Source organism: Planctomyces sp. SH-PL62 (genome assembly GCF_001610895.1).
GTDB lineage: Bacteria > Planctomycetota > Planctomycetia > Isosphaerales > Isosphaeraceae > Paludisphaera.
The window spans coordinates 1,097,154-1,122,245 of record NZ_CP011273.1 but is presented as its reverse complement, the minus strand read 5'-3'; the positions used below and the strand labels follow the sequence as shown (position 1 = coordinate 1,122,245).

Here is a 25,092-nt window from a genome sequence, read left to right as displayed (position 1 = left end):
CCCCCCGGGCTCGATCGGCCCCCGCGAAAAGTGGCGAATATGGGGAGGCGGAGCGGGCATGCCGGGTAGCACGAGCGACGACGTCCGTGACCTGGCCGGTTTCGGGTACAAGCAGGAACTCGACCGCTCCCTGGGGAGCTTCTCCTCCTTCGCGGCCGGCTTCTCGTACATCTCGATCCTGACCGGCGTCTTCCAGATGTTCTACCTGGGATACGCGGCCGGGGGGCCCGCGTTCTTCTGGACGTGGCCCATGGTCTTCCTGGGCCAGTTCCTGGTGGCCCTCTGCTTCGCCGAGCTGGCCTCCTCCTACCCGCTGTCGGGGGGCGTTTATCAGTGGTCGAAGCAGGTCGGCACGCCGCTCGTCGGCTGGCTGACCGGCTGGGTCTACCTGGCCTGCTCCATCCTCTCGCTGGCGGCCGTCGCGCTGGCCTTGCAAAATTCCATGCCCCAGATTTCGGCGTGGTTCCAGGTCGTCGGCGACGGCTCGAAGCCCATCGATCAGGCCAAGAACGCGGTCCTCCTGGGCTGCACGCTGATCGCCCTGACGACGATCATCAACGCCGTCGGCGTCCGGCTCATGGCCTTGATCAACAACGTGGGAGTGCTTGCGGAGCTGGCCGGGGTGGTCTTCCTGATCGTCCTGCTGGGCGCGAACGCCTGTCGAGGCCCGGCGATCCTGCTCGACACCCAGGGGCGAGGCGACGGCGCGACGGGGGGCTACTTCAGCGCCTTCCTGGCGGCGGCGGTGATGGCGTCGTACGTCCTTTACGGCTTCGACACGGCGGGGACGCTCGCGGAAGAGACCTCGGACCCCCGCCGACGCGCCCCTCGGGCCATCCTCCGCGCACTCGCCGCGGCGGGGCTGGCCGGCGGGCTGCTGATCCTCGTGGGGTTGCTGGCGATGCCGAACCCGACCGACCCGGCGATGGCGCAGGTCTCCGGCGGCCTGCCGATGCTCGTGAAGTCGGTGATGGGGCCGAAGTTGGGGACGGTCTTCCTGATCGAGGTGGTCTTCGCCGTGGCCGTCTGCGCCCTGGCGGTCCACGCCGGGACCGTCCGGCTCATCTTCGCGATGGCCCGCGACAACAGCCTGCCGTTCGCCGAGTGCCTCGCCAAGGTGACCGGCGAGACCCGCACGCCGATCGCGCCGGCGATCGTCACCGGACTTTTGGCGTCGGCGATCCTGCTCGTCAACGTCAACGCCCCCCGGATCATCGAGCGGCTCTGCTCGGTGGCCCTGGTCTGGGCGAACCTGGCCTACCTGATGGTCACGCTGCCGCTCCTGCTGGGTCGCCTCCGCGACCGCCGCCGTCGCGACGAAGACGGCGAGGGCGACGGCGTCCCGCCGACCGCCAACGGCGATCGCTTCAGCCTGGGACGATGGGGCCTCCCCGTCAACCTCGCGGCGACGGTCTGGGGCGTCTTCGTGATCGTGAACATGAGCTGGCCCCGGCCGGAAATCTACGGCGACGACCCGATCGGCCGCTACACCGCCGCGCTGGCGACGGCCGCCCTGACGGCCGTCGGCGTTGCGTATTACGCGGGGATCGGCCGGCTCCGGATCGGCGTCCTGCCCGAACATGCGGCCGAGGCCCTGGACGAAGAGATCGAATTCACCAACCCGCCGGGGATGATCGAGCTGCTCGCGCCCGGGGAATCGTCTTGAAGAGTCGAGGGACGTCCGTGATGGTGGAAACCCTGGAATCGCCCGCCCCCCCCGTCGCCCGCGAAGGCGTGGTCAGCCCGCTCCGCCGGTTCCTCGGCTGGTGCGTCCACGCGTACACGGCCTCAGGCCTGGCGATCGCCGCGGTGATCCTCGCCCTGCTGGTCCAGGGGGGCCCGGACGCCTTCCGGTGGTCGTTCCTCCTGATGATCCTGGCCACTCTGGTCGACGCCACCGACGGCACCTTCGCCCGCGCGGTGCGGATCAAGGAAGCCGTCCCCAGCTTCGACGGCCGCCGGCTGGACGACATTACCGACTTCCTGACCTACACGTCGCTCCCGCTGATGCTCATCTGGCGGGCGGGCATCGTCCCGGCCGGCTATGAGGCGTGGCTGATCGCTCCCTTGCTGGCGAGCGCCTACGGCTTCTGCCAGGTGGACATCAAGACCCACGACGGCTACTTCCTCGGCTTCCCCTCGCTCTGGAACGTCGTGGCGCTTTACCTCTACGCGCTGCCGATCGAGCCCTGGCCCGCGCTGGTGATCCTGCTCGTGCTGGCGTTCCTGACGTTCGTTCCGGTCAAGCACCTGTACCCGTCGCAGCCGGGGCGGCTGAACCGATTCGCGACGATCACCGGGGCGGTCTGGGGCGTGGTCGTGGTCTGGCTGGTCTGGGTGCTCCCCACGTCGTCGAGCCCAGAATTCACGGATGGAACGCGGACGCTGACGTACGTCTCGCTGACCTACCCGGCGTTCTACATGGCGACGTCCTGGTATCTCACGCTCCGGGGCTGGCTGTCGCCGCGAGCGGAGTCGGCGCCGCGTCGTTGAGGTCCCACTCCTTCGCCAGCCGTTGGCCTTCCTCGACGTCGACCATCAGCAGCAGGAACCCGCCCACGAGGAAGAAGCCGATCACGCCCAGGATGGCTCCCCGGCTCGATCCCGACGCCATGTTGATGATCGCGAACATCGCCGGGCCGAAGATCCCGGCGAACTTCTCGACGACGGCGAAGAAGCCGAAGAACTCCCCGGACTTCGACCGCGGGATCAGGCTGGCGAAGAGCGACCGCGAGAGCGCCTGAGTTCCTCCCTGCACGACGCCCACCAGCACGGCCAGGATCAGGAAGTCCCGGTTGGTGCTCATGTTGTAGCCGATGACGCAGATCCCCGTGTAGACGACCAGCCCCAGCAGGATGGACCGCTTGACCCCCAACGTCCCGGCCAGCGAGCCGAACAGGAACGAACAGGGGATGCCGACGAACTGGACGAGCAGGATCGACGCGATCATGACCGTCGAGTTGATCTTCAGCTCCGTGCCGTAGATCGTGGCCATGCGGATGATGGTGCCGATCCCGTCGTTGTAGATCAGGAAGGCCAGGAGCATCAGGAAGCCCTGGCGACAGCGCCGGAGATGTCGGCCGGTCTCGGCGAGCCTCCCGAACGAGGCCCGTACGGGATGCAGCCCGGCCCAGCGCTCGCCGCCGGAGACCGGCGGTTCGGGTACGCGGCGGAAGAGCGGGATCGAGAAGACGAGCCACCAGATCGCCACCGACACGAACGCCAATCGCGCGGGGAGCGTGGCCTGGGCCTCGGTGAGCCCCGGCCCCGAAGGGAGCCCGAACCATCCGGGGAACCGGATCCAGGCCAGGTTGAGCGCCAGCAGGAGGCCGCCGCCGACGTACCCCAGGGCGTAGCCGGCCGTCGAGACCCTGTCGATCTCGTCGTCGCGGGCGATGTGGGGAAGTAGGGCGTCGTAGAAGACGAAACTGGCGTTGGCGCCGATGTTCGCCAGGATGAACAGGATCGAGGCCAGGATCCAGTCGCCGGTGTGGATGAAAAACATCGAGGCGGTCGCGAACAGCCCCAGGGCGAGGAACCGCCCCAGCAGCCGCTTCTTGCTGGCGGTCTGGTCCGCGTAGGCGCCCAGGATCGGCGACATGACGGCGACGATCACCATGCCCAGGGTCGTCGCCATGGCGTAGCGGCCAGACGCCGTCTTCGGGTCCATACCGGCGCAGGCCACCTCGGAGTAGTAGATCGGGAAGACGGCCGTGATGATCGTGCAGACCATGGCCGAGTTCGCCCAGTCGTACATCGCCCACGCCCGCAATTCGGGACGGTTCAGGCCGAGCCGTCGCAGCAACCCGCCGCCGTCCCCTTCGCGCGTCGCGCGATGATCCTCGGACATCTCCGCCCCCCCCTGCCAGACCCGCGACGGCCCCGAACCGCCCCCCGTGCGAGACCCCCTCGCCCGGCCTCCCGTTCTATGACGGAACCGCCGTCTTGACCAGGTCAGCTTGCCGCGGGCGACGGCCGCCGCACGCCGCCGGGCGGATCTCCGGCGTCTTAAAATCACCTAAACTAGCGAAATCTCGATGGACTTCCGCCCCCCTCGGCGCGGATAGTAACGACGTGACGGAGGCCAAACCGACGCCCTCCCGCGACCGGCCACCGCAAGACGGCGATGCGTGCCGCCCCCGCCCCGGCTGGGGGAGGATGTCGCTCGCCGCCCTTCACGCACTCTCGAAGTCTTTTCGAAGACCGGGCGGGAGTCCCGCGATCACGGCGTGATCGCTCCCCGCTCGCCGGCTGAAGTCTCGACGTCCTCCCCGTCGCGGCTCGCCGCTCGAAGGCCCTTAGTCCCTACGAACGTCATCGAGGAAACATGATACGACATGTTCCGTTTGGTCTCACGTCGCGAACGGCCTGGTCGATCGGCGGAATCCTCCTGGTCCTCGGCGCGGGATTCGTCGCCTGGAAATACCAGGGCGGAGCCGACGCGCCGACGCCGACCGCCGCCGCGAGCGAGCATACAATCGCGCAAACCTCGATCAAGGCGGATAAGCCGGACGATTCCTCCGGTCGAGAGCGGATCATCCGGATCTCCGCCGACCAGCAGAAGCTGATCGGCGTGGAGGTCGAGCAGGTGAAGCTCGAGCCCGAGACGATCCTGGTGCGAGTGCCGGGCCGGATCGCGCCCGACGAGAACCGATTCGCGTTCATCACCCCGAGGGCCCCGGGCATCGTCCGGAGCGTGGCCGTGCGGATCGGCCAGGACGTCAAGGCCGGCGACGTGCTGGCGACGATCGAGAGCGCGGCCGTCGGCCAAGCCCGGCTGGACCTGCTGACGAACCTCCAGTCGCTGGACATCGCGCTGGCCCAGGCCCGCTGGCAGGAGACGATCCTCAAGAACACGCTGGAGCTGATCGAGCGGCTCAAGGCCGAGGACACGCCCGAGGAGATCAACGCCAAGTTCGCCGACAAGCCGGTGGGGACCAACCGCGAACGGCTGATGACCGCCTACACCTCCCACCGTCTGGCCAAGGCGAACCTCGCCCGCAAGAGCGACCTCTACGATCAGGAGATCATCCGGGGTCAGTTGATCGAGGAGAGCAAGGCCCGGTTCGACGCCGACCTCGCCGCCTACCAGACCCTCCTGGACCAGATGGGCTACGAGACCAACCTGACGAACATCCGGGCCCAGCAGGCGCTCCGGCAAGCCGAGACCTCGGTGCTGGTCGCCCGCGAGAAGCTGCAAGTCCTGGGCGTGGACCCCGACGACGACGAGTACATCCCCAAGGCCCTCAAGCAGCAGGGCCACACGGCCGACGCGGTCCCCGTGCAGCCCGGCGCGCCGGGCGAGAAGTCCTCGATCCGGGACGTCGCCGAGGTCATGTCGCTGGGCGTCGGCCCTGCCAAGGGTCTCCAGCCCAAGCCGCTGCCGGAAGAGCCCGCCAGCCTGTACAAGCTCAAGGCCCCGTTCGCCGGCACGATCCTGGACCGCGAGCTGGTCGTCCCGGGCGTGGCCGTCGACGTGACCCACCGGATCTTCACCCTGGCGAACCTGGACAACGTCTGGGTCGAGGCCAACATCAACCCGAGCAACCTGCCGTACATCCACAACGACCAGAACGTGTCGATCACGTTCAGCTCCGACGCCTACCCCGAGAAGCAGTTCAAGGCCCGTCTGCTCTACACCGGCGACCTCGTCGTCGAGAAGACCCAGACCCTGACTTTGCTGGCCCGCGCCGAGAACGCCGACCGTTTCCTCAAGCCCGGCATGTACATCGACGTCGCCCTGTCGGTCCGGTCGGAGGAGAAGACCCCCTCGGTCCCCAGCACCGCCCTGCTCTCCGACGACGAGCACTGGATCGCCTTCGTGCGGACCGGCCCGGAGGAGTTCGAGATGCGCGAGGTCAAGACCCGGGGCCCCGGCGAGGACCGGGCAGCCGTCTTCTCGGGGATCCGACCGGGCGAGGACGTCGTGACCCGCGGCGCCTTCAAGCTGAAGTCGGAGTGGATCCGCCTGGCGTCCTCCGAATAACCACCCCGTCCGCGGCCGGCGACGAAACGAGCGGCCCTCGGCGGGACGACCCCCGCCCGAGGGCCGCGCCCGCCCCCTCCTCAAACCCCCATTTATTCGACACATGTTCGACCGCCTTATCGACTGGGCGCTCCGCAGCCGCCCGCTCGTCCTGCTGCTCCTCGTCGGTTTGGTGCTCTGGGGCGCGAACTCGCTCGTCAAGCTGCCCATCGACGCCCAGCCCGACATCACCAACGTGCAGGTGATGGCCCTCACCAGCGCGCCGGGGCTCGGCCCGGTCGAGATCGAGCAGTTCATCACCATCCCGGTCGAGAACTCGATGAACGGGATCCCGATGATCTCGGAGGTCCGCTCGTTCTCGCAGTTCGGCCTCTCGGGCGTGACCATCGTCTTCCAGGAAGGGACCGACATCTACTGGGCCCGCCAGCAGGTGGGCGAACGGCTGGCGGAGGTCCGCTCGTCGATCCCGCCGGAGTTCGGCCAGCCCGAGATGGGCCCGATCTCCACGGGCCTCGGCGAGGTCTTCCAGTTCGAGGTCAAGAACGCCCCCGACGCGGCCCGCCCCCGCTCGCTGATGGAGCTGCGGACGATCCTCGACTGGGAGATCGCCCGGCCGCTCAAGAGCGTCCCCGGCGTGGTCGAGGTCAACGCCTTCGGCGGCGAGCTGAAGACCTACGAGGTCCGCCTCGACCCCGACCGCCTGATGGCCCGCAACATCTCGGTCGACAAGGTCTTCGAGGCCATCCGCCGCAACAACAGCAACGCCGGCGGCGGCTACCTCGAACGCCTGGGCGAACAGCGCGTCATCCGCGCCGTGGGCCTGATCAGCACCCTGAAGGACCTCGAGGAGGTGGTGCTCGACACGACCGCCACGGGCACGCCGGTCTACATCCGCGACGTCGCCGAGGTCCGCCTGTCCCCCCTGATCCGCAACGGCGCGGTGACCCGCGACGGCGACGGCGAGGTCGTCACCGCGACCGCCATGATGCTCGCCGGCGAGAACTCCCGCGTGGTCGTCGAGCGGATCAAGGCGAAGCTCGAAGAGATCCGCACGAGGCTCCCCGAGGGGGTCGTCGTCGACCCTTATTACGACCGGGCCGTGCTCATCACCCGCACGATCACGACCGTCGCCTCGAACCTGGCGGAAGGCGGCCTGCTCGTCGTCGCCGTCCTCCTGGCGATGCTCGGCAACCTCAAGGCGGGCCTGGTGGTCGCCCTCGCGATCCCGCTCTCGATGCTCTTCGCCATCAACCTGATGGTCTACTACGGCATCGCCGGCAGCCTGATGAGCCTGGGGGCGATCGACTTCGGCCTGATCGTCGACAGCTCGGTCATCATGATGGAGAACTGCGTCAGCCACCTCTCGCACGCGGACAAGCGGCGGTCGGCCGTCGACGTGGTCCGCGAGGCGGCCTTCGAGGTCCGCAAGCCGGTGGTCTTCGGCGTGGCGATCATCACGATCGTCCACCTCCCGCTGCTGGCCCTGGAAGGGGTCGAGGGGAAGATGTTCCGGCCGATGGCCCTGACGGTCGTCTTCGCCCTGATCGGCTCCCTGATCCTCAGCCTCACGGCCACGCCCGTCCTGGCCTCCTTGATCCTCAAGCCGGGCACGTCCGAGGTCGAGACCCTCCCCGTCCGGGTCGCCAAGCGGGTCTACCGGCCGTTCCTCCGGTTCTCCCTCGACCACCCGATCATGGTCGTCGCGACCTCGCTCGTCGCCTTCGCCGCGACCATGCCCCTGGCGATGAGCCTGGGCGGCGAGTTCATCCCCAAGCTCGACGAGGGGGACATCCTCGTCGTCGTCACCCGGCCGCCGAGCACCTCGCTCTCGGAGAGCCTCGAGGACTCGACCCGCCTCGAGAAGGCGCTGCGAGAGTCGTTCCCGGACGAGATTGAATCGGTCGTCTGCCGGACCGGCCGCCCCGAGATCGGCATCGACCCGGCCGGCGTCAACCAGACCGACGTCTTCGTCTTCCTGAAGAAGGAGGAGGAGACGTACCTGGACATGGCGCTGAAGCCGCTGCACCCGCTCCTCGCACTCTTCGAGGGGGAGGGCCACGGGAAGTCGAAGTCGGAGCTGATCGCCGAGATGGAGAAGGTCTTCCGGCGCGAACTCCCGGGCGCGTTCTTCAACTTCGGCCAGCCGATCGACGTCCGGTTCAACGAGATGCTGGCCGGCGTCCGCGCCGACCTGGGCATCGGACTCTACGGCGACGACCTGGACGTGCTCCAGGAGAAGGTCAACGCGATCGCCGCGGCCATCGAGAACATCCCCGGAGCGGCCGACGTCCGGGCCCAGGTGCTCGGCGGCCTCCCCTTCCTGCGGGTGCAGATCAACCGCGAGGACATCGCCCGCTACGGCATCAACGCCGCCTCCATCCTCGACGTCGTCTCCGCCCTGGGGGGCAAGGTCGTGGGACAGGTGATCGAGGGCCAGCGCACCTTCGACCTCCAGGTCCGCTTCGACCCCACCGCCCGCGACGACGTCGACTCCATCACGCGGCTGAAGATCGCCGACGCCAACGGCCGGATGATCCCCCTGTCCGAGCTGGCCGAGTTCCACCGCGAGGACGGCGCGTACGAGATCTGGCGGAAGGACCGCCAGCGGCGGGCCATGGTCCAGGCCAACGTCCGCGAACGCGACCTCGCCACGTTCGTCGCCGAGGCGCAGGCGAAGGTCGCCGAGCAGGTGGAACTCCCCCGCGGCTACTTCCTGGAATGGGGAGGGACGTTCCAGAACCTCCAGTCGGCCACCCAGCGGCTGACGGTCGTCGTCCCGGTGGCGCTGGTGCTCATCTTCCTGCTCCTCTACGGCACCTTCCAATCGGTGAAGTTGGGCACCTTGATCTTCCTCTCCGTCCCCCTGGGCGCCATGGGAGGCATCCTGGCGCTCTGGCTGCGCGACATGAACCTGAGCATCTCGGCGGGGGTCGGCTTCATCGCCCTCTCGGGCGTCGCCGTCCTCGACGGCCTCGTCATCGTGTCGGCCATCCGCCAGCGGGTCGAGAACGGCGAGCCGATCCGCCGGGCGGTCGCCGAGGCCTCGATGAGTCGGCTGCGGCCCGTGCTCATGACGGCCCTGGTCGCCAGCCTGGGATTCATCCCGATGGCCTTCTCCACCGGGTCGGGCGCCGACGTCCAGCGCCCGCTGGCCACGGTCGTCATCGGCGGCCTGATCACCAGCACCGGCCTCAAGCTCCTGGTCATCCCCGCCACCTACGCCTGGTTCGACCCGGGCCGAGGCCGGCTGGCCGCCGACGTCGACGCGCTCGTCGAGGACGACGAGGACGACGACGATCTCGAGGATGGAATCTCCTGATCCGAGGGTCCCGCCCGCCGCCCCGGCGGCGGGCGGGACCACGCTTGTCGATCCTCGGCCTGGGATGCTAAACTACGCCCCGATCGTCGTCGGGAAAGCGAGCGCACGCCCGGTGTCCGCCCTGGGATCCCCACGCCGCCATGTCGACCACCACGCCCCAGAACGAATCCCAGCAGAGACGCCGCGCGGCGTGCGAGCGGCTGAAAAATCGGCTCCGCACCGTCCACTCCACCCGCGTAGAGCACCTCCTCATCGAGGAGCCCGAGCTCGCCGACGACGACGACGCCCTCCTGGAGCTGATCCTCGTCGAGACCGCCATACGCCGCGAGCTGGGCGACGTCACATCGGTCGACGAATGGGAACAGCGGATTCGCGACATGATCCCCGACCCCCGCCGTCGGCGGGCCATCCAGGGGCTCCTGTCCACCGAGATGACGACCCTCTCCGAGTCGTCGGCGACGACGCCCCCCCTCCCGCTCCCCGGATGGGCCGGATCGGCAAATATCACGTCCTTGAAGAACTGGGCCGGGGCGGGATGGGCGTCGTCTACAAGGCCCGCCAGCTCAGCCCCGGGCGGATCGTCGCCGTCAAGATGATTTTGGCGGGAGATCACGCCAACGCCCGCGAACGCGCCCGGCTGCGCACCGAGGCCGAGGCCGCCGCCAAGTTCACCCACCCCAACATCGTCCAGGTGATCGAGGCCGACTACCACCAGGGCCTACCGTTTCTGGTGATGGAGTACGTCGACGGCGGCAACCTCGCCCGGATGCTCCGGTCCATGCCCCAGCCGATCCGCTGGTCCGCGCGCCTGATCGAGACCCTGGCGAGGGCGATCCACGCCGCCCATCAGTCGGACATCGTGCACCGCGACCTCAACCCGTCCAACATCCTGATGACCCAGGACGGCGTCCCGAAGATCGGCGACTTCGGGCTCGCGAAATTCCTGATGAACGACGAGGGCCACTCCCAGTCCGGCAGGCTCCTGGGGACCCCCTCCTACATGGCCCCCGAGCAGCTCGCGGACGGCGGCAAGGGCGTCGGCCGGCATACCGACGTCTACGCGCTCGGGGCCGTCCTCTACGAGATGCTCACCGGCTCGCCGCCGTTCCGCGGCCTCTCCCCGATGGAGACCCTCTGCCAGGTGGCCGAAGGGGAGATCGTCCCCCCGTCCCGACTTCGGCACGGGCTCCCCGAGGACCTGGAGACGATCTGCCTGACATGCCTGGAACGCTCCCCCGCTAGCCGCTACGCCGACGCGAAGGCGCTGGCCGACGATCTCCGGCGGTTCCAGAACCGCCAGCCGATCCACGCCCGCCGCACCCCCGCGACGCGTCGCGCGATCCAGTGGGCCGCCCGCGAGCCGGTGGCCGCCGGGCTCCTGGCCCTCAGCTTCGTCCTGACGCTCGCCCTCCTCTTCGTCGCGGGGTTCTACAGCTCTCGAATCAGCCTGATCAACAACGAGCTGGTCCAGAAGGACCATCAACTCGACGGCCGAGATTACATTCATCAGGTCGTCAAGGGCCTGGCCGATTCGGGAAGCGAGATCGCCCTGCGAAAGCAGTACGACCACGAGCTGCGCCGGATCCACGAACACATCCGCAACGACCAGCCCGAGCTGGCGATCGAGGCGTTCGACCTCCTGCGACGCTCCCGGCCGCACCAGCCGGGCTTCGAGTGGCGGTACATCGACCGCCTGGTCCACCGCTCGATGAAAGTCCTCCAGGGCGAGACGGTCCACCGGGCCCCGGTCGCGCGCATCGCCCTCGGCCGCGAGGGCCGGACCCTGATCTCCGGCGACGAGGAGGGGCGGATCCTCGAATGGGACGTCGACGGGCGGTCCTCGCGGCCGTATCCCTCGATCAGCGGCAGGATGCCGGTCCGCGGGCTCGCGACGGCCGGCGACGTCCAGGGCCGCCCCGCCGTCGTCGCGTCCTTGCACGTCGATGAGGACGAGGCCGTCGTGAGCCTCTGGGACCCCCAAGGCCCCCACGACTCGTGGACCTTCCGCGAGCCGATCCGCGACGTCGCCGAGATCGGCTTCGCGCGCGGGGGCTCTCTCCTGGCCATCCGCTGCCGCCTGGGAGACTCCCCGACGTGGCGTATGCTCCTTTACTCGCAATCGGGCACGGATTGGCTCAAGGAGAGCGCGCTCGAATCGACCGACGCCCGCTGCGCCGCCTTCTCGCCGCGAGGGGACGCGATGGCCGTCGGCCTCGGCGACGGCTCCGTGCTCGTCCGAGGCCGATCCGATCAGGAGGACCTCGTCCTCCTGCCGCCGGAGCCCGCCCGCCCCACCACCCTCATCTTTTCCGAAGACGGGAACCAACTGGCGGGGGGCTGGGACGACGGCCGAGTCGTCGTCTGGGACGTCCGCTCCGGCGAGCCGACGAGGCTGCTGGACCGCCTCGAAGGCGTCCCGAGTCGGCTCGGCTTCTGCCTGGGCGGTCGGAGGCTCCTGGTTCTTGAAGGGACGCGTAAGCTGGCGCTCCACGCCCTCCAGGGCCCCCCGTCGCGTCAGGTCCTCCTGGCCTCGAACTCCGTCCCGACCCAGTTGATCGTCTCGCCCCAGGGCGACGCGGTCGTTGCGGGATACGAATCGGAGGGGGTGCGGATCTGGGACCTGAACGAGCCCTCCGCCCCCTCTCAACCGCTCAGCGCGCTGCAAACGCCCAACTGCCTCCTTTTCTCGCCGTCGGGCCGATCCGTCTACATGAGCTTCGATCAGGAATCGATCTTCGTCTGGTCGAAACCGACCGCCCCCCACCCTCGAATCGCCCTCGCGGGGCACGCCAAAGAAGCCTGGTCGCTCGCCTTCACCCCCGACGGGGCGATCCTGGCCTCGGGCGCGGACGACCGCCAGATCAAACTCTGGGACGTCGCCAGCGGGACCGAACTCGCGGCGATCGAGGCCCATTCCCAGACCGTGACGGGCCTGGCCTTCTCGCCCGACGGCCGGGAACTCGCGAGCGTGAGCCTGGACGGCTCGTGGAAGACCTGGCAGCTCGTCCGCGAAGGTCCGGAGCCCCTCCGGGCCCGCCTGGAGCCCGTCCGCATCCTGCGCGAACCCGGCCTGAGCCAGCTCCGTTGCGTGGCCTACTCGCCCGAAGGCGACCTGATCGCCGCCTCCGGGCTGGAGCCGGACATCCTGGTTCACAACGCCTCCGCTCCCTCCGCGACCAGGATCATCCCTGGAGCGCACGCGGAGATGATCACGGCCCTCACCTTCTCCAGAGGCCGCCCGAGCCAGCTCGCCAGCGCGAGCTGCGACAACTGGATACGGGTGTGGGACCCACGATCCGGCGAGCGAGCCGACGCCAAGCGGGGCAACGGCGTGCTGCTGGCCGTCGCCTACTCACCCTTCAACCCATCCTACCCGGCGCTCCTCGCAGCTAGCGGCGACCGACGCCGGATCTCCGTCTGGGACGTGAACACCTGGGAGGTCGGCGATCCCGTCCGCGGTCACCCCGCCTCGATCCGCTCCCTGGCCTTCTCCGACGACGGCGCGACCCTCGCCACGGGCTGCGACGACGGCGCGGTGCGGCTCTGCGACATGATCACCCGCCAGGTCGTCCTCACGCTGGAGGGGCATCACGACCGGATCAACGCCGTGGCCTTTTCGAAGGACGACGGCACGCTCGCCACCTGCAGTCACACCGGGGAGGTCTTCCTCTGGAAGGCGGGCCCGCCCTCGCCATGACTCGGCTCCGCGCGGCGATCGCGCTGGCGACGTTCCACGCGACCGCGTTCTTCGCCGTCGCCCAGGACTTCCGATTCGAGGACGTCGCGGCCCGATCGGGGGTGGTCTTCCAGTTCGACAGCGGATCGCGAGGCCGACACGACCTCCCCGAGATCATGGGGGGCGGAGTCGCCCTCTTCGACGCCGACGGCGACGGCCTGCTCGACCTCTACCTCTGCAACGGCGGCCCCATCGCGGCGGACCCGCCCGCCGAGGATCCGCCGTCGCGACTCTTCCTGAATCGAGGCGGGGGACGGTTCGTGGACTGGACCGAAGCCGCCGGAGCGCCGGGACCGAGCTACGCGATGGGTGCCGCGGCGGGCGACTTCGACGCCGATGGCCGCGTCGACCTTTTGCAGACCAACGGTCACGTCCTCGACCGCGACCGGCTGGGAATCCCGTTCGCCATGCCCCCGATCCTCCTCAAGGGTCGTGACGGCGGCTTCCAGGACGTTTCCGCCCGCGCCGGCCCCTGGTTCGCGCGGCTCGCCCTGGGGCGCAGCCTGGCCGTGGGGGACGTCGACGGCGACGGCCGGCTCGACGTCGCCGCGACGGCCCTCGACGCCCCGTTCGCCCTGCTCCTCAATCGCTCCGCCGGCCCCCCCCTCGTGAGCGTGGACCTCGTCGACCGTCGCGGCCTCCCCGCCGTCGGTGCCCGCGCACGGGCGCGCATCCGAGGCCGCGAGATCGTCCAGGACCTCGTCGCCGGGGGGAGCTATCTGTCGAGTTCGCCCCCCCGACTCGCCTTCGGCCTCGGCGATGCGGCCCAGATCGACGAGCTCGAGGTGGCCTGGCCCTGGGGAGGCGTCGAAAGTTGGCGAGGACTGCGACCCGGCAAGCCGGCCCGGCTCATCGAAGGGGACTCGCCGACCGTCCCCCTCACGACGACCGGTATTTCGGGCCCTGTCCCGTGAGCAGCCAGTTCGGATTGGCCCCCGTCAGTTCGAGGAAGCGGAGCAGCACCGGAGCGGGCATGCTCGCCCCCGATTCATACCGGACCCACGAGCGAAAGGGGATCTCAAGGTCCGCGGCCAGCATGGGCCCGCCATTCTCCCCGTAGAATTCCCGGCGGATTTCGCGCACTCTCTGAGAGAGGTTCTGCTTGATCCCCCCCCAATCGGATTCCAGGTCGTGCTCGCTCATCCCGTTCGCCTCCCTCCGCCGCCGTTCCCGTCGGAAGCCTGTTCCCACCGGCCCCGCAGCAGCCGCGGCCGTTCGAGTTTAACAAGGAATCGCCTTCGATTTGACAGGTCGATCCTCACGACGCCTTGAGAATTGCGACCGCCGCGCGGAGTTCTGACGAGCTCGCTGGGAGAAGGACCGGCCGAATTTCGAAGATCCGAGATTTTCCGTGACGCGGCGCGATCGGGATTTCGGTTCCCAGAGATGAAGGACGAAGGCGAGAGAACCCGCGACCGCCGACGTCCTCGAAATGGCCCGAAAACATCTCGTGACGCTCGGGGGTTGGTCTCGTGGTAATCGCGACCCAGGAAGAACTTGACCATCTGTCCATGCGGATCCAGGTCGCTTACAAGCGGCGTGGGATCCGTTGGGAGGACGGATGCTCGACCTCCCGCGTGTGGACGGCGGCCGCGATGACCCTCTGGCAGTGCCGGCTCGACGACCCCGACGTTCCCGTGGACCCGGAGTTGTTCGTGGCCTCCCAGCCGATCTCCCGGCACGCCGCCGACCCCTGGGCCGACCTGGCCTGCGAGCGGGCCGCCCAGCAGTACCGCAAGCGGATCCGTCGCATCGTCCGCCAGCTCAAGACCGAATTGGACCGCGAGATCCGCCTCGTCGAGAGGATGATCCGCGAGGGAAGGTCGCTCGACGCCGTCGTCCTCGACCGCAACTCGCGGCTCTCGCCGATGAGCCGCTACATCGTCGCCCAGCGGGCCGATCGGCCCGATTTGGTTGAACGATGGAGCGGAGACGCCCTGGATCAGCATGATTGTTGTCCGCTGTACCGAAATGCCGCTCGCGGCTATCTTGCGGCCGACGAATATCCGGCGGACCGCAGCCCTGTCAGGACGACCCTCCCCGTCCCGCCGCCGACTTACTCGCCGGCCTCGTCTCGGAACTGACAGCCCCCAGACGCGCCAGGGGGCCATGACGGCCCCTTTCAGCCTCGGATCGATTGAGCCTCGTCCCGACCTGATCTGATTCGCAGCACGCCCGGCGCCCCGATGTTGGGAATGGCACCGACGCCCCCCAACCATCGACCGGTCGCCCTGCGTCCAAATCCCTCCACGCCCGCTTCGTAGCCCCGATCCCGATTCGTTCGATCCGATTCTACTAATTCCATAAGGGGTTAGATCCATGCGCACGCGCCGGGCTTTCCGCCCTCATCTCGAATCCATGCCGACCCGAGATCTTCCCAGCTCGACCATCGTGAGCAACCCTCTGGCGCCGATCATGGTCCCGACCCAGCCCACCCAGAACTACCTCGATCCTTCCCAGCCTTATCACATCACCACTCCGGGCCCCTACGATGAACCTTACGCGGGGCCCAATCCCACCTCGCCCCTCGACCCGAACCCCGATGAGGTCGTGTGCTGAATGAAAACACCCGCCCACTCGCCGCCGGCGCACCTGGACAGACCAGAATTCACCCGACCAACCACGAGGGGATGTTGATTCTAATCAACATCCCCTCGGTTTTTTTTAAACCTTTGCAGATTTCTTTCACACCCCAGTCGCCCTCAACTCACTTTTCCCGCGCTTTTTCGTCCCAGCTCGTCTCTAGATCTGCGAGGAGTCTCGCCTCCGCCGCCGGGCGCAGGGTACACTGACCTAGGACGGGGTTGTCGTTAGAATGGCAGGAATCACGAGAGGGGACTTCGGACGGCCTCAAGATCGAAGCGGGGGATCGAATTGGTCCCCGGGTCAAAGACGACCGTCGATGCTTCCCGACCGGAAAGGGAGGAGGGCCGGTTATGACAGCGTTGTCGAATCGCGGGATCGACGACGAACTCACTCGGGTTCTCAAAGACGCTCAAGAAGGCGATCAACTGGCATGGGAGCGGCTCTTCCGAGAGTACTATCCCAAGGTGCGTCGCGTCGTGCGTCGCAAGCTGGATCGCTCCATGCGCTCGCTCTACGATTCGACCGACTTCGCGAGCGACGTCATGAAGAGCCTGGCGGCGAACCTGAGTCGGCTTGATTTCGCGTCGTCCGAGCATCTGGTTGCGTTTCTGGCGCAGGTCGCCGAGCAGAAGGTGATCGACGAGCATCGCCGGCGTCACACCTTGAAACGCGACGTGACGAGGGAGCGTCGCCTGGACGCGATCGTCTCGGAGTCGGCGCCGGTCCAGATCGCCTCCCACGGGCCGACCGCGAGCCAGATCGCGCAGGCCAACGAGGCCGCGGCGTTCCTGCTCGACCGCGGGAGCGCGACCGAAAGGACGATCGTCCAACTCCGTCAGGAGGGGCACGACAACAGCGCCATCGCCGGCCGGACCGGCTGGAACGTCCGCAAGGTCCAGCGCTTCCTGCAGAATCTCCAGCAATCGTTCCAGGGCGAGAGGCGATGACATGAGCCTCGCCGTGCCGGACGACCAGGATCAGGGCCAGGACGGACTCGATCGGGTGAGCCGTGAGATCCTGCGCTTCGAGCGCCTCGTCATGGAACGTCCGGACGTCATCCTCCGCCAGTACTGGCGTGAGCGGTCTCCCCACATGGGCCTCGACGGCGACGAGCGGATCGTCTGCCTGAGCGGACTCATCAAGGCGGACCTCAGGCGACGGTTCGAACGCGGCGAGACCGTCCCCGTCGCGACTTATCTCGACGACTTCCCCCAGCTCCGCGACACCGACAGCCGCGTCGTCAGCCTCGTCTACGAGGAGTTCTGCCTCCGTGAGGAGCGCGGCGATTCGCTCGACGTCGAATCGTTCTGCGATCGCTATCCCGAATGGAAGGATTCGCTGGTCTCCCAGCTCGGCTATCACCGGCTGCTGAGCCAGGTCGCGGGGATGGCCGCCCCCAAGCCCAAATTCCCGGTCGTCGGCGAAAGCTTCGAGGAATTCGCGCTCCTGGAGCAGATCGGTCGAGGGGGGTATTCGCGAGTCTTCCTCGCCAGCGACCGGTCGCTCGGGGGCAAGCGCGTCGTCCTCAAGGTCTCGACCGACCGCGGACAGGAGGCGGAGACGCAAGGGGCGCTGGACCACCCCCACATCGTCCCGGTCAACTCGGTCGTCTATCAGCCCGATCGGAGCCTTCGCGGCCTGTCGATGCCGCATCGTCCGGGCCTGCCGCTCGACGAGGTGATCCGTCGCATCCGGCGCCCGGGCGGGCAGCCTTCCTCGGCGCGATCGCTCTGGGAGGCCGTGGTCGAGGGGGTCCGGGAAGGTGCGGAGAGCAGCGCCATCACCGACGAGCTGGCGGCCTCGCTCCGGGCCGGCCCCACGAGCGACGGTTGGCGCGGATTCCCCATCAAGGGGACGTTCGCCCGGGGGGTGGCCTGGATCGGCCTGGTGGTCGCTCGGGCCCTCGCCTACGCCCACGACCGCCAAACCTACCATCGCGACGTCAAGCCGGGGAACGTGCTGCTGACCATCCAGCACGGCCCCCAACTCCTGGACTTCAACCTCGCCCAGTCCCCCCACGCCCCGAGCGAGGCGCACTCGGCGATCCAGGGGGGCACCCTCCCCTACATGGCCCCGGAGCAGATCGAGGCCTTCCTGAATCCAGAGCGCTGGGACGGCGTCGGAGCCTCGGCGGACATCTACTCGCTCGGCCTGATGCTCCGCGAGTTGCTCACGGGGCAAGCCCTCGACGTGCCGGATTCGAAGCTCCCGGCCCCCCGGGCCCTGCGCGACCTGCTCGATCGTCGGCTCTGCCTCTCGGCGGACCTGCGGCGCCATAATCACCAGGTCCCCTACGCCCTGGAAGCCATCGTCCGCAAGTGCCTGCACCACGACCCCGACCAGCGATACGCCAGCGGGAAACAACTGGCCGACGACCTGGAACATTTCCTTCATCATCGTCCCGCGGTCCACGCCGCCAATCCCTCCCGGCTGGAGCGCTCGCGGGAGTGGATCACGCGGCACCGCCTCCTCGTCGGGGTTAACGTCTTCTACCTGACCGTGCTCGCGGTCCTCTCCCCGCTCCTCATCGAGAAGGCCTCCTACCTTCTGCTCCCCGATATCGAACAGCGGCCCGAGTTCATCGCGGCGGTCATGGCCGTCGACTTCGGCCAGGACGACCGGGCGATCGATATCTTGAAGAGGTTGATCGAGGAGCACCCCCGCTCATCCCTGGCGCGCATCTATTTGAGCATCGCGTGCTCTCGGATCCTCACCCTCCCCAAAGACCTCTCCCAGCTCCATTATGTTGAGGCGATGAAGCTCCCGGATGCGGAGCTGGAGGTGAGCCGATGGGCGGAGCATCATCCCAGCCTCATCAAGCATCTCATCCAGCTCGGGTCGATCAACCTGGAGAACGCCAGCGTCTCGATGAGCCAGCTAGCCCAGCCCGATCAGGACCCCGCGTTCGTTCGAATCATCGCGATCGCCGATCACGCCCTATCCAACGCTCGGGAGCTCGACAAGACGTCCATCGAGGCCCTCCACGGCCTCGCGACGGTCGCCGAGTTCCGGAAAGATTACGAAGTCGCCATCGAACGACTCACGCGACTCCTCAAGGAGACGGCGAACGCGACCGATCTCGAAGATCCGTCGAGCCTGATGTCATGGCGGGTGCAAAGGGCGCGTGCCGCCACATTACTCGCCAGTCAGCTGGCCCGATCCCAGGAGCCCACGGACGCGACGCGCGCCCTCGCCCTCGTCGACGCGGCCCTCGACGACCTCAAACTCGAAGGTCGAACGACGCCCGATTTCCTGCTGCCCCTCTCCCACGCCTACCGCACACAGGCTCTCCTCACGCGCGGCGAGTTGTACTGCCAGCGCGGCGAGGTCCAGCTTTGCCAGGCCGCGTACCGGGATGCGAAGCCGGCGATGGACCTGTGGTTCCGAGTCATCAGGGCACGGGGAGACCGAGTCGCCCCCGATCTCGAGGACAGGTACCGGAAGCGGCTCCGCTCGCTGCAAGACTGCGGCGGCCTCGCCCAGGCGTCGTCCTCTCCGCCGTGACGGCGATCGCGGTCGATCCCGTTCAGGACGAGGCGACGTCCGGGGCCGATCGGGGATGGAACTGCGCGTGGACCTGGCGGAGCCGACTCAGCTCGACCCGGGTGTAGATCTGGGTGGTCGCGATCGAGGAGTGCCCGAGCATCTCCTGCACGGAGCGCAGGTCGGCCCCGCCGGCGAGCAGATGAGTGGCGAAGCTGTGCCGCAGCGTGTGGGGGCTGACCTCGGAATGCAGCCCCGCCGCCGCCGCATGCTGCTTCACGATCCGCCACAGGCCGACTCGCGACAGCGGCTTTCCCGCCCTCGTCACGAAGACCGTGGGCGTCCCTGGATATCGCGCGATCAGCGCGGGCCGATCATCCCGGAGGTAGGCGACCAGCGCGTCCCGAGCCCTCGAACCGATCGGGACCCAGCGCTCCTTGTCCCCCTTGCCGATGCAGCGCGCCAGGCCCGCCTCCAGGTCCAGGTCGCCCGGTCGGAGGCCGACGACCTCCGAGGCCCGGCAGCCCGTCGCATAGAGCGTCTCCAGGGCCGCCCGATCGCGGCGGCCCAGCCGCGTCGTCGTGGGAGGGGCGGTCAACAGCCGCTCCACCGCCGAAGGTCCCAGGACCACCGGCAGCCGATCCCAGACCGCCGGGGCCGTCAGCAGCTTGGCGACGTTGTCCGTCAGCCTCCCCTCCAGGACGAGGTAGCGGAAGAACGTCGAGAGGCTCGCGAGATGGCGAGCCACGCTGCTCGGTGCCAGGCCGGCCTCCGCCAACACGTCGACATAGCCCCGCAGCTCCGCGATTTCCAGCTCGGCGATCGGGCCGGGCGCGTGCTCCCGACGCCAGCCGAGGAAACGCATCAGGTCGGAGCGGTACGCCGCCAGCGTGTGCGAGGACACGCCGCATTCCGACATCAGGTAATGGAGGAACGGACCGACCGGATCCTGGTTCCGCCCCGGCTGATACGCGGATTTCACGCCACTCCCCGCTTCCGTGGAAGGTCACCCCGGGACGGTCACGGAGCGTCCCAGGCTGGACGAGACTCGCGCCTCCCTCTCCCTCTAGGATCGGCGATGATCCTGGAGGACTTCACGCCCCCCGCCCCATCATCCTGATCCGATCCCCACCATAGGAAGGAACCGCGATTTCGCCACCCCGCCGGGTCCCATATTCGCATTCGAGGATTCCGCGCCATGGTGAAGCAGGGGACGTCGCGCGCGTCGTAACCGCGAACGGGCCCGCCAGGCGCAAGCTACCGTGCTCAGACGCCACCGAGCCGTCGCGAAGAAGTCCGTCGAGCCATGAAAAGGAGCCGAACGAACCCAATTTCCGCCGCAGAGATCCGATTGCAACCACTTTTTCTTATTGATTTTACATCAATATTCCGTCATTCACCCTCGCAGGCGATCGAAGCCAATTCCGCGCCTCGCTTCCTGTCCAAAGCGATCCACCGAACGAAGCCGATCGCCCTCTCGGCGGAGACCATCGACCAGGCGAGAGCGGAATCCAGGGACGGTGCCCGCCGACGACTGGGGTCGGGATCGAGGTTCTGATTCCGAGCGGCTCCGATCGTCTCCAGAGGCCGTCCCGATCGATTTCCCCGGCGGCCGTCGGGTCTCGTCATGGGGGACCACGCCGGGTATAACTCAGGATCAAATTCCGCGTTTTTTCCGATGAGGCTATCTTTGAAGACGTCGTCCAATCCCTCCGACCCGGCGGATTTCCCATCGAAGACCCCGCGAACGCTGCCCACGATCGGCGGACCGATGTTCGCGCTGGCCGTGCTGTTCGGCATGAACCTGCTGAACTACATCGACCGGTATTCGTTCTTCGCGGTCGGGGTGGACATCAAGAAGTCGTTCGACATCGACGACTTCTGGTACGGGATCCTGGGCGTCGCCTTCATGGTGGTCTATACGGTGGTCTCGCCGTTCATGGGGTGGCTGGGAGACCGCTACAACCGCCGGGTGCTGCTGGCGGGGGGGGTGGCCCTGTGGAGCTTCGCGACGGTCGGCTCGGCCTTCTCGCTGGACTACAACCACATGTTCTTCTGGCGGGCCCTGCTGGGGGTCGGCGAGGCGAGTTACGGCGTCATCGCGCCCACGCTCATCGCCGACCTGTTTCCGGTCTCCAAGCGAGGCCGGGCGATGGGCCTCTACTATCTGGCCCTCCCCCTCGGCGGCGCGCTGGGATATGGGATCGGCGGCTGGATCGGGGACCACTGGGGATGGTCGCGGGCGTTCCTAGTGGTCGGCCTCCCCGGGCTCCTCGTGGCCGTGGCCGGGCTGCTCATCCATGATCCCGGCCGTGGGGCGTCCGAGGGTGTCCATTACGCGGGCAAGGCGGATCGCCCCAAGATGGGCGATTACCTCAGGCTTTTCACCATCCCGTCCTACGTCCTGAACACGGTCGGCATGGCGGCGGTGACGTTCGCCACCGGGGCCTACGCCGTCTACGGCGCCAACTTCTTCCAGACCGTGCGCGGGATGTCGATGACCCAGGCCACCTTCTGGATCGGCATCCTGACGGCGACCGCCGGGCTGCTGGGGATCGCGCTGGGGACCGCCCTGGCGGACTACTCGTATCGGTTCACGAAGCGGGCTTACCTGCTGCTGGCGGCGCTGGTGACGGCGGGGGCCGTCCCATTGGGGCTGTACGCGATCCTGGAGCCCAAGATCGCGGTCTCGCTCTCGCTCCTGTTCGGGGCGATGATCCTCCTGTCGATGGTCCTGGGCCCCTGCAACACCGTCATCGCCAACGTCGTCCCGGCGAACAAGCGGGCGTCGGGCTACGCCCTGTACATCTTCCTGATCCACGTCTTCGGCGACATCAGCTCGCCGGTGATCCTGGGCTGGGTGTCGACGTTCTTCGGCAGGCCGGAGGTCGCGGACTCCTGGATCGGCCGGTTCTTCGCCACGATCGGCGCGGCCCCCGTCGGCGAGGAGAACCTGACGGTCGCCATGCTCCTCGTCGCCCCGGTGCTGGCCGTCGGCGCGTTCTTCTTCCTGCTCGGCTCCCGCTACCTCCCTGCGGACCAGGAACGGGTCGCGCACGGGGCGGGCGCCGGCTCGGCGGCCGCGACCCCCGTTGGCTTCCACTAACCACGCCGAATGCGCACGCCAACAAGTCTTTATACGAAAACTGCAAGCCCGAGGCTCAATCGAGCGAGTATTCGACGCGGACGCTTCGGGCCTTGATGACGAGGTGGACCGACCGGCCGGGCGCGAGGGCCAGGACGTCGGGGGTTGAGGCGAGGGTACCGACCAGCCATCGCAGGCCGCCGACCATGACCACGACCTCGGCCTCGCGGCCGTGGACGGCGATCGCTTCGACCCGCCCTTCGACCTGGTTGCGGGCGCTCAGGCCCGCGACGGGCCCGGCGGCCAGGAGGACGTCGTCGCCGTCAACCTCGACGGAGACGGCGGCCCCCGGCGGGGCGTCGACGTAGGCGGCGATCAGCGAGGTCCCGCCGTCGAGGTCCAGCCGGGTCCATTCCCGGCCTTCGCCATGCCCGGCGACCCGCCCCGAGAAGACGTTGCGGACCCCCTCCAGGTGGAGGAACTCGGCGCGTCGCGTCCCGGCCAGGACCTCCGCCGGCGGCCCCTCGGCGACGAGCCGCCCGCCGTCGAGAAGGAACAGCCGGGTCCCCAGGGTGATCGCCTCGGACGGGCTGTGGGTCACGTACAGGACCGGCATCCCCTCGGCGCGCTGGACGGCCCGCAGGCGGTCGAGGAGCGTCCGCCGACCGGGAAGGTCCAGGGCCGACACGGGCTCGTCGCAGAGGAGGAGCCTCGGCCGGGGCGCCAGCGCCCGCGCCAGCCCGACGCGCTGGCGTTCGCCCCCGGAGAGGGTCTCGACGTGACGGCCGAGCAGGCTGGCGATCCCGCAGGAAGCCGCCACCTCCGCCACCCGCCGCTCGCGATCCGCCCGGATCGTCCCGGCCAGCCCGAAGCCCACATTCCCCGCCACGTCCAGGTGGGGGAACAGCAGGTCGTCCTGGAAGATCATGCCGATGCGACGCCGACGCAGCGGGACGTCGACGCCGCGAGCCGAGTCGAACAGCGTCTCGCCCGCCAGTGTCACGAGGCCGGAATCGGGCCGGACGAGCCCCGCGAGGAGGCGCAGGAGCGTCGACTTTCCCGCGCCGGACGGCCCGAACAGGACCCCGATCTCGTCGCCCAGCCGGATCGTCGCGTCGATAGTCAGCCCCGGATGCACGCGAGACGCGACGCGGGCGTCGAGCGTCAAGGGGGAAGATGGACCACTCACGTCCGCCCCCCCCGCTCCGGGAGAGTGCGCTGAACGAAGACCAGGGCCGCGATCGAGATCGACGCGATCCCCAGCGACAACCAGGCCGCTCGCGAGGAGTCGCCCGCCTGGACGGCGTCGTAGATCGCCAGCGAGGCGGTCTGGGTGAGGGCGGGGACGTCGCCGGCCACCATCATCGTCGCGCCGAAGTCCCCCAGCGCCCTCGCGAACGCCAGCGCCAGGCCGGCGGCCAGCCCTCGCCAGGCCAGCGGGAGGGTCACCGCGAGGAGGACGGACGCCTCCCCCCGCCCCAGCAGCCGCGCCGCGTCTTCAAGCCGGGGGTCCACGGCCTCGAACGCCCCCCGCGCGGGGAGGAGGAACAGCGGGAACGCCGCCACGGCCGAGGCCAGCACCGCCCCCGACCAGTGGAAGACGAACACGACGCCGAGCTGTTCTTCCAGCCAGGAGCCGAGCCAGGTGCGACGGCCGATCCCCTGCAACAGTAGATACCCCAGGACGGTCGGCGGGAGGACCAGGGGCAGGACCAGCGCCCCCGCGACCAGCCCCTTGCCGGGGAATCGCGTCCGGGCCAGCATCAAAGCGGCGGGCGTCCCCAGCGCCGCCACGACGCACGTCGCCGCCGTCGCCACCTTCAGGGACAGCCAGAGCGGGGCGAGGTCGGCGTTCACGCGGGAGCCTTCTCTCGGGGTACGCCGGTGCGGTCAGTCGCCGGGGGAGGTGAAACCATGGTCGCCCAGGATGCGACCCCCGTCCACCCCCTTGATGAAATCGACGAAGCGGCGAGCCCGATCCAGCTTGCCCGAGCGCGACACGATCCCCAGCCCCTGAATCCGAGGGGGATAGAGCGCCGGGTCGATCTCGACGATCCGCGAAGCGGCGCCCGCGACCAGCGAGCGGCTGACCAGGGCCGCGTCGGCGTTCCCTTCCTCGACGTGCAGGAACGCCTGGGAAACCGAGCCGGCGGGCACGATCCGGGCTTCGAGCGTGGTCCAGAGCCCGGCCGACTCCAGGGCGTCGCGCGCCGCCTTGCCGTATGGGGCGACCTGGGGATTGGCGATCGCGATCTTGCGAACGGCCGGCTTCGTCAGGTCCGAAATCGACGCGACCTCGGCGGCGACGTCGGGATGGACCAGGAGCATGAGCGATCCCCGGGCGTAAGGAGTCACCGAGCCGGCGACGACCAGGCCCTCGGTTTCCAGGGCTCCCGGCAGGATCATGTCGGCCGAGAGGAAGACATCGAAAGGAGCCCCGCCGCGGATCTGCTCGGCGAGCTGGCCCGACGCGCCGAAGGTCGGCGGGGCGACCGGGCCGTCGCGGTCCCCATACGCCTCCAGCAGCTTCGGCAGGACGTGCTGGAGATCCGCCGCCGAAGCGATTCGCAGCGGCTCGACGACCGGAGCGCGGCCGGGCTCTCCCCCACACCCGCACAGAAGGCCGAGCGCGACGCAGAGAACCAGGGGAAGCCTCGTCCGATCGACCAGACTACGAGGCGAAGCGAGACGGGTTCCGCGGCTCATGATCTCCGGCTGCTCCGTGACTCGATTCCGACCGTGCCTTCGGCGCATCGTACGAGGGGGGGCGACGTCGCGTCAATCCGGGGACGAGGCCCGCGGCAGGGCCGCTGAGATTGCGACTCGGGGCCGAATCGGGTAAGACCGAGCGATGGCCCGAACTCCCGCCCGTCGAGGTTCGCGAGCGTCCTCCCAGG

At 68.6% G+C, this 25,092-nt stretch carries 18 protein-coding genes; 12 read left to right on the top strand and 6 right to left on the bottom strand.

Features of this window, described 5'->3' with window-relative positions; translation table 11 throughout:
- Positions 1 to 58 precede the first annotated feature (58 nt).
- Together VT85_RS04355 and VT85_RS04350 are read left to right on the top strand one after the other, a co-directional pair.
- On the top strand, positions 59 to 1,666 hold the full coding sequence (locus VT85_RS04355; protein WP_068411038.1) for an amino acid permease: 1,608 nt from the start codon (positions 59 to 61) through the stop codon (positions 1,664 to 1,666).
- A 20-nt stretch (positions 1,667 to 1,686) separates the two neighbouring features.
- Entirely contained in the window at positions 1,687 to 2,493 is an 807-nt protein-coding gene (locus tag VT85_RS04350; protein ID WP_068411036.1) for a CDP-alcohol phosphatidyltransferase family protein, read from the top strand.
- Here VT85_RS04350 and VT85_RS04345 read toward each other — a convergent pair.
- Positions 2,441 to 3,850, bottom strand: coding sequence for an MFS transporter (locus VT85_RS04345; protein WP_068411033.1), 1,410 nt, complete (start codon positions 3,848 to 3,850; stop codon positions 2,441 to 2,443). The two genes, VT85_RS04350 and VT85_RS04345, sit on opposite strands and share 53 nt — an antisense overlap.
- A gap of 477 nt (positions 3,851 to 4,327) precedes the next feature.
- Between VT85_RS04345 and VT85_RS04340 the strand changes: the two genes are divergently transcribed.
- From VT85_RS04340 to VT85_RS04320, 5 genes are all read left to right on the top strand, one after another.
- Positions 4,328 to 5,986 (top strand): efflux RND transporter periplasmic adaptor subunit, encoded by a 1,659-nt coding sequence (locus VT85_RS04340; RefSeq protein WP_068411031.1) that lies wholly within the window; start codon positions 4,328 to 4,330, stop codon positions 5,984 to 5,986.
- Between the two features lie 103 nt (positions 5,987 to 6,089).
- On the top strand, positions 6,090 to 9,305 hold the full coding sequence (locus VT85_RS04335; protein WP_068411028.1) for an efflux RND transporter permease subunit: 3,216 nt from the start codon (positions 6,090 to 6,092) through the stop codon (positions 9,303 to 9,305).
- Between the two features lie 140 nt (positions 9,306 to 9,445).
- Complete coding sequence (locus VT85_RS28250; protein ID WP_068411025.1) at positions 9,446 to 9,901, top strand: hypothetical protein; 456 nt, start codon at positions 9,446 to 9,448, stop codon at positions 9,899 to 9,901.
- Positions 9,841 to 13,002, top strand: a complete 3,162-nt coding sequence (locus VT85_RS04325) for a WD40 repeat domain-containing serine/threonine protein kinase (protein WP_068411022.1) — start codon at positions 9,841 to 9,843, stop codon at positions 13,000 to 13,002. The genes VT85_RS28250 and VT85_RS04325 overlap by 61 nt, the downstream gene beginning before the upstream one ends.
- On the top strand, positions 12,999 to 13,955 hold the full coding sequence (locus VT85_RS04320) for a CRTAC1 family protein (protein ID WP_068411019.1): 957 nt from the start codon (positions 12,999 to 13,001) through the stop codon (positions 13,953 to 13,955). Before VT85_RS04325 ends, VT85_RS04320 begins: the two co-directional genes overlap by 4 nt.
- Here the strand turns inward: VT85_RS04320 and VT85_RS04315 are convergent.
- On the bottom strand, positions 13,921 to 14,184 hold the full coding sequence (locus tag VT85_RS04315) for a transcriptional regulator (protein WP_068411016.1): 264 nt from the start codon (positions 14,182 to 14,184) through the stop codon (positions 13,921 to 13,923). The genes VT85_RS04320 and VT85_RS04315 overlap by 35 nt on opposite strands.
- A gap of 329 nt (positions 14,185 to 14,513) precedes the next feature.
- Between VT85_RS04315 and VT85_RS04310 the strand changes: the two genes are divergently transcribed.
- The 4 genes from VT85_RS04310 (at position 14,514) to VT85_RS04295 (ending at position 19,131) form a co-directional block, all read left to right on the top strand.
- Positions 14,514 to 15,125, top strand: coding sequence for a hypothetical protein (locus VT85_RS04310; protein WP_156512671.1), 612 nt, complete (start codon positions 14,514 to 14,516; stop codon positions 15,123 to 15,125).
- 307 nt (positions 15,126 to 15,432) lie between these two features.
- Positions 15,433 to 15,600, top strand: a complete 168-nt coding sequence (locus VT85_RS04305) for a hypothetical protein (RefSeq protein WP_156512670.1) — start codon at positions 15,433 to 15,435, stop codon at positions 15,598 to 15,600.
- Positions 15,601 to 15,977: 377 nt separating this feature from the next.
- Positions 15,978 to 16,574 carry an RNA polymerase sigma factor gene (locus tag VT85_RS04300; RefSeq protein ID WP_082858352.1) on the top strand — a complete coding sequence of 199 codons (597 nt, stop codon included), beginning with the start codon at positions 15,978 to 15,980 and terminating at the stop codon, positions 16,572 to 16,574.
- Between the two features lies 1 nt (position 16,575).
- Positions 16,576 to 19,131 (top strand): serine/threonine-protein kinase, encoded by a 2,556-nt coding sequence (locus tag VT85_RS04295; RefSeq protein WP_068411004.1) that lies wholly within the window; start codon positions 16,576 to 16,578, stop codon positions 19,129 to 19,131.
- 22 nt (positions 19,132 to 19,153) lie between these two features.
- On the opposite strand, the gene xerD is transcribed toward VT85_RS04295, so the two are convergent.
- A complete protein-coding gene (gene xerD / locus VT85_RS04290) occupies positions 19,154 to 20,092 on the bottom strand; it encodes a site-specific tyrosine recombinase XerD (RefSeq protein ID WP_068411001.1) in 939 nt (312 codons plus the stop codon).
- A gap of 789 nt (positions 20,093 to 20,881) precedes the next feature.
- Here xerD and VT85_RS04285 point away from each other — a divergent pair.
- Positions 20,882 to 22,216, top strand: coding sequence for a spinster family MFS transporter (locus tag VT85_RS04285; protein WP_197491082.1), 1,335 nt, complete (start codon positions 20,882 to 20,884; stop codon positions 22,214 to 22,216).
- Between the two features lie 55 nt (positions 22,217 to 22,271).
- On the opposite strand, the gene VT85_RS04280 is transcribed toward VT85_RS04285, so the two are convergent.
- Genes VT85_RS04280 through modA form a run of 3 tightly spaced genes read right to left on the bottom strand, consistent with a single transcriptional unit; the run spans position 22,272 to position 24,901 of the window.
- Positions 22,272 to 23,384, bottom strand: coding sequence for a molybdenum ABC transporter ATP-binding protein (locus tag VT85_RS04280; protein WP_082858350.1), 1,113 nt, complete (start codon positions 23,382 to 23,384; stop codon positions 22,272 to 22,274).
- Positions 23,381 to 24,052: a molybdate ABC transporter permease subunit gene (modB, locus tag VT85_RS04275; protein ID WP_068410996.1), complete on the bottom strand. Its 672-nt coding sequence runs from the start codon at positions 24,050 to 24,052 to the stop codon at positions 23,381 to 23,383. The genes VT85_RS04280 and modB overlap by 4 nt, the downstream gene beginning before the upstream one ends.
- Before the next feature lie 33 nt (positions 24,053 to 24,085).
- Positions 24,086 to 24,901, bottom strand: coding sequence for a molybdate ABC transporter substrate-binding protein (gene modA / locus VT85_RS04270; protein ID WP_068410994.1), 816 nt, complete (start codon positions 24,899 to 24,901; stop codon positions 24,086 to 24,088).
- Positions 24,902 to 25,092 lie beyond the last annotated feature (191 nt).